Source organism: Streptomyces sp. CB01881 (assembly GCF_002953255.1).
In the GTDB taxonomy this organism is placed as follows: Bacteria; Actinomycetota; Actinomycetes; order Streptomycetales; family Streptomycetaceae; genus Kitasatospora.
The window spans coordinates 10538452-10543855 of record NZ_CP026498.1 but is presented as its reverse complement, the minus strand read 5'-3'; the positions used below and the strand labels follow the sequence as shown (position 1 = coordinate 10543855).

Annotated in this window: 6 protein-coding genes and 1 pseudogene; all 7 read left to right on the top strand. The window is 70.7% G+C overall.

The features are described 5' to 3' along the window. Positions 1–678, top strand: a 678-nt coding sequence (locus C2142_RS40930; RefSeq protein WP_241002981.1) for a thiamine pyrophosphate-dependent enzyme, incomplete at its 5' end; no start/stop codon positions are given. A gap of 164 nt (positions 679–842) precedes the next feature. Beyond that, the gene (locus C2142_RS35395) at positions 843–1343 is read left to right on the top strand and encodes a pyridoxamine 5'-phosphate oxidase family protein (RefSeq protein ID WP_241002980.1); all 501 of its coding nucleotides are present in this window, start codon (positions 843–845) and stop codon (positions 1341–1343) included. 84 nt (positions 1344–1427) lie between these two features. Then, on the top strand, positions 1428–1916 hold the full coding sequence (locus C2142_RS35390) for a glutathione peroxidase (protein ID WP_148646934.1): 489 nt from the start codon (positions 1428–1430) through the stop codon (positions 1914–1916). A 722-nt stretch (positions 1917–2638) separates the two neighbouring features. Beyond that, a complete protein-coding gene (locus C2142_RS35385; protein WP_148646933.1) occupies positions 2639–3145 on the top strand; it encodes a transposase domain-containing protein in 507 nt (168 codons plus the stop codon). Next, positions 3145–4236 (top strand): transposase, encoded by a 1092-nt coding sequence (locus C2142_RS35380; protein WP_148646932.1) that lies wholly within the window; start codon positions 3145–3147, stop codon positions 4234–4236. Before C2142_RS35385 ends, C2142_RS35380 begins: the two co-directional genes overlap by 1 nt. Continuing rightward, positions 4206–4607 (top strand): hypothetical protein, encoded by a 402-nt coding sequence (locus C2142_RS35375; protein WP_148646931.1) that lies wholly within the window; start codon positions 4206–4208, stop codon positions 4605–4607. Before C2142_RS35380 ends, C2142_RS35375 begins: the two co-directional genes overlap by 31 nt. 296 nt (positions 4608–4903) lie before the next feature. After that, a pseudogene (locus C2142_RS35370) lies at positions 4904–5404 on the top strand (hypothetical protein); the annotation flags it as partial.

Genomic DNA, 5404 nt, shown 5'->3' with positions numbered 1-5404 from the left:
ATGAAGCCGCAGCGCGTCTACGAGGAGATGAACAAGGCCTTCGGCCCGGAGACCCGGTACGTCACCACCATCGGCCTCTCCCAGATCGCCGGCGCGCAGATGCTGCACGTCTACAAGCCGCGCAACTGGATCAACTGCGGCCAGGCCGGCCCGCTCGGCTGGACCATCCCGGCCGCCATCGGCGCCGCCACCGCGGACCCGGAGACCCCGATCGTCGCACTGTCCGGCGACTACGACTTCCAGTTCATGATCGAGGAGCTGGCGGTCGCCGCCCAGCACAAGGTCCCCTACGTCCACGTCCTGGTGAACAACGCCTACCTGGGCCTGATCCGCCAGGCGCAGATCGGGCTGGACATCAACTTCCAGGTCAACCTGGAGTTCGAGAACATCAACACGCCGGAGCTCGGCGTCTACGGCGTCGACCACGTCAAGGTCGCCGAGGGCCTGGGCGTCAAGGCGATCCGCGTCACCGACCCGAACGAGCTCGGCGCCGCCTTCGAGGAGGCCAAGAAGCTCGCCGCCGAGCACAGCGTCCCGGTCGTGGTCGAGGCCATCCTGGAGCGGATCACCAACATCTCGATGAGCAAGACCGTCGATATGAGCAACGTGACCGAGTTCGAGGAGCTCGCCACCCTGCCGGAGCACGCCCCGACCGCCATCAAGCCGCTGGCGCTCTGAGTCACACCGGGCGGACGCGGGCGCACACCGAGAGTGCGCCGCGTCCGCCCGGACGCAGTACGGCCCCGGCGGACACGTTCGGCCGACGGACCGTGCGGGTACGTACCGGGCACCGCCCGCGCGCGACCGCAGCGCGCGGCCTCCGGCCCCCGGGAGGCCCGCCCGTGTCCTTCGCCATGAGCATCCCCGAGCGCGAGAGCTTCCTCGCCGCCACCCACGTCGGCGTCCTCGCCGTCGGCGGTGACGGCGGTGACGGCGCCGGACCGGGCTGGGGCCCGCTGGCTGTCCCGGTCTGGTACTCCTACCGGCCGGGCGGCGTGGTCACCGTCCTCACCGGCCGCGACTCCGCCAAGGCCCGCCGGATCCGCTCCGCCGGCCGGTTCGCACTCTGCGCCCAGCAGGAGGAGCCGCCCTGCCGCTACGTGAGCGTCGAGGGCCCGGTGGTCGCGATCGAGGACACCGTCGACCCCGCCGAGCGGGCCGCGATGGCCCACCGTTACATGCCGCCCGCCACCGCCCGCGCCTACCTCGCCGCCACCACGGAGCAGTTGACCGCCGACATCGTCATCCGGATGCGCCCCGAGCGCTGGCACAGCGCCGACTTCTCGGCCGTCGCCGCCCACATCGACGCGCAGCCGCCGCAGGCCGGGGCGGAACACCCGTAGCCCGGTCGTGGTTGGGAGAGGCGGGAGCGGCTACCGTTCCGTGCCGAGTCCTGTCCCGACACCGACCCTCCGAAGGGGCTTTCCGTGAGCCTGTACGACATCCCGCTGCGCACCCTGACCGGCGAGGCCGCCTCGCTGGCCGACCACAAGGGCAAGGCGCTGCTGATCGTCAACGTCGCCTCCAAGTGCGGCCTGACGCCCCAGTACGCCGGCCTGGAGCGGCTCCAGGAGCGGTACGCCGCGCGCGGCTTCACCGTGCTGGGCTTCCCCTCCAACCAGTTCGCCGGGCAGGAGCCGGGCAGCGCCGAGGAGATCCAGACCTTCTGCTCCACCACCTACGGCGTCTCCTTCCCGCTGTTCGAGAAGACCGACGTCAACGGCGACGACCGCCACCCGCTGTACGAGGTGCTGACGCAGACCGCCGACGCCGAGGGCCAGGCCGGGGACGTCGCCTGGAACTTCGAGAAGTTCCTCGTCACCCCCGACGGCACCGTCGCAGCCCGCATCCGCCCGCGCACCGAGCCGGAGTCGGACGAGGTCATCGCCGCGATCGAGGCCGTCCTGCCGGCCTGACGCCTCACGGCACCGCACGACACCGCACGACCGCCACCCACGGGAAGGCCCGGGGCACCGCCCCGGGCCCTCCCCGCGTGCGCGCACGCTTGGGAAAGCGTCTTGGGGGCAACCCCTCACGAGTTCGAATCCCGTAACCTCCGCACACCCACCCACCAGGGCAAACGTCGGCCCGGACTGTTCACCGGTCCGGGCCTTCGTCGTCCTCTGGTTGCAGGTTGCCAACCTGGCGCGCAGGTCACGGGGCCAGTGCAAGACGGGAGGGGAACGCTCAAGCTGGTCGAGGCGTGATCGGTAGCAGGTGGTCGTCTGCCGGGCGGCCGGTTCACCCGAATCCCAGTGCCGGATCCCGGTGGCCTCCCGCTCTCCTGCGGAGAACCGGACGGGAGGAACCACCGGCGGCGGAGGTGGCGTGTCGGACAGTTCCGCGGCGCCCAGCGCGGACGAGTACGGCTCCGCCGGCCTCAAGGCGCGGTCCATCCTCACCGGAATCCACACGACCGCCCGCCACGCCACCACGCTCCTGCGGGCTCTGCTCGTGCTGACGGACACCGAAGCAATGCCGAAAAGTTGGACTTTTTAGCTGTTTGTCAAGCGTGGTCGACATTGCGGCAGCGTGTCGCAAGATGGGGGCGGAGCGACGAAACGGGACCTTCGGCAGTTAGGCCGTCGACCAAGACAGACCAACACCGGAGGTCCCGTTGCCGGACCAGTGTGGCACGATGACGCTGACTCAGACCATCACGACGGCGGGCGGGGTGTTCGCGCCGGGGCATCTGGGGGCCCTGACTCGTTTCGTACCCTTCGAGCTGGTTGACGATGTCCTGGACCGGCCGGGGCGCCGGGGCCGCACCCGGAAGTTGCCGGCCCGGGTGGCGGTGTACTTCGTGTTGGCGCTGGCTCTGTTCACCGACGTCTCCTACGGGCGTGTGTGGGACACGCTGACCGGGGCGGTCCGGCAGTCGGGGCACGTGGTCGCGGCGGTGACTGCGGCTGGTCTTGCCGATGCGCGCAGGCGTCTGGGGCCGGACCCGTTCCGGGATCTGTTCGAAGTGCTCGCGGGGCCGCTGGGAAGGCCGTGCACGCCTGGCGTGTCCTACCGGGATCTGCGCACGGTCGCGTTCGACGGCTGCAGGTCCACCCGGGTTCCCGAGACCGGCGACAACGTCGCCTGGCTCGGCCGCTACAAGGCGGTTCCGGCGTTGCCGCCTACCCGCTGCTGTCGGTGATGGCTCTGGTGGAGACCGGGACGCGGGCCCTGATCGGGGCCGTCGTCGGCCCGTTGCGCGGTGAGGTGGCCTGCGCACTGGAGCTGGTCCACCACCTGACCAGGGACATGCTGGTGCTCGCCGACCGCGGCTTCGACACGAACGACTTCATCCGTATCGTGAACGGGACGGGTGCCGGCTTGCTCCTGCGGGTTTGCTCGTCGCGTAAGCCGGCCGTGCTGCGGGTGCTGCACGATGGCTCCTTCCTCACGGTCGTCGCCGGGGTCCCGGTCCGTTTCATCACCGCGACCGTCACTCTGACCTGCGCGGACGGCAGCACACACCGGGCCGAGTACCGGCTGGTGACCACGCTGACCGACGCGCGACGCCACCCAGCCGCTGAACTGTTCGCCCTGTACCACGAGCGCTGGGAAGTGGAGGTGACGTTCTTGGCCCTGCGCTCCACGATGCTCAAAGGACGCGTCCTGCGCTCGGGTGACCCGCAGGGCCTGCGCCAGGAGATGTGGGCCCTGCTCACGGTCTACCAACTGCTGCGTGCCGCGATGCTGGATGCCACAGATGCCCTTCCCGGATGCGATCCCGACCGCGCCTGCTTCACCGCGGCCCTGCGTGCCGCACGCGACACGACCACCCGCGCCGCCGGCGTCCTGCCCGCCACCGGCAGCGAGCTGACCAGCCCGATCACCGAAGCGGTGGCGGGCACCTTGCTCCCCGCCCGCCGTCCGCGGGTCGGCGCGCGCACTGTCAAGGGAGTCTCCGCCCGCTACGGACACCGCCCGCCCGACGAGGACCGCCCCATCCTCAGCACCCCGGTCACCGCCATCGACATCACCATCCACGCACCCGCCGAGGGCGATCTCCTGCCCGCCCCGGCGGCAGTTCCTGATACCCGGCACGACTTGCCACCGGCGCCGGCGCAAGCACTGCCCTCCGCCACCACCGGCAACACCTCTCACCGACCCCCCGAAAGCGCTGACATGCTGTTGCCGCCTCCAGCCCCGGTGCACACCAGCAGACTGGAGGACATCCTCGCCACCATGGGAGCCGCCCCGGACCGTGAGTGGCGAGCCACCGAACTGGCCACCGTCTGAGACTGGACCGCAGCGACCTGACCGGCGAACTGCTCCGGTGGGCACGACGCGAGATCCTCATCAAGACCGGACCCGGAACCTTCAAGATCCCGGCCGGGCCACCCAGGCCCTCCAAACTCGCCGTTCGCCGCGAGGACGTGCTCGCTGTCATGGCGACGGCGCCCGACCGCCACTGGCACACCCGCGAGATCGCCGCCGCGCTGAACACTGTCAAGGAGAACACCCTCGCCATCCACCTGAGCGCCTGGGCACGCAAGAACCTGCTGGTCAAGACCGCACCGGCAACCTACGCTCTCCCCGAAGACGCACCAGCAGACGCCCGAACCAGCCAGCCCAATGCCGCGAACTCGCCGATCTACGCGTTGATTTGACAGAACTGCTCAAACCATAACTTTTCGGCGTTGGACACCGAAGTCGCCCGCTGCCAAACGATCACCCACCGGCGATCACCTCCCAGCACAAGCGCCCCACCCCGCCTCAGATCCCTGGCGAGCAGCCACAACCCTCCGGCGGTTCGACGGGCCGTCAGGAACCCTGCTCCGGGCGGACAACAGATCGGACACAGTGATCCGGAGACGGTAGCCGAGCCGGGGAGCCGATGGGCATCCTTCACTGGAACAGCACTGTTCAGTCACTGCCTTCTCACGACACCTCCAGGAGTCCGCCGATGTACGAAGAGCCGGGCGGGAACCCCGTCGGTCGGCCGGGAAGCGTCCCGCCGCCGCCCGCCTACCCGCCCCCCGCCTACCCGCCGCCGGTGATGATGCCGGGCGGAGCGGCGGCCCAGCCCGGCTACCCGCCGCCTCCTGGCCACCCGGCGAACGGCCCGGCCGTGTGGCCAACCCCGGCGCACCCCGCCTACAACCCGCCCACCACGGTGCGGACTTCGCTCACCGGGCTGTGGGTCGCCCTGGGCGTGGTCGGCGTCCTGCTGGTGGCCGGCGGGGCATACGCGCTGACCGGGAGTGACAGCGATACGCCGTCCGGAGCCGGCGTGGCCGACGGAGGCACGGCCGGGGGAAACGGCACGGGAGGTGGCGGCGGAGGGGCCGGGAACGGCTCGGGCTCGGGGGGCGGCGAACACCCGCAGGCTCCGGCACCCCGGCAGCTATGGCGCATCGAGATGCCGGACTCGTTCCTGGGCATGCAGCAGAACAACGAGCTCGGC

Coding starts and splice junctions, on each gene's coding strand:
- C2142_RS35385 (WP_148646933.1), top strand. CDS start 2,639: ATGACGCTGACTCAGACCATCACGACGGCGGGCGGGGTGTTCGCGCCG.
- C2142_RS35380 (WP_148646932.1), top strand. CDS start 3,145: ATGGCTCTGGTGGAGACCGGGACGCGGGCCCTGATCGGGGCCGTCGTC.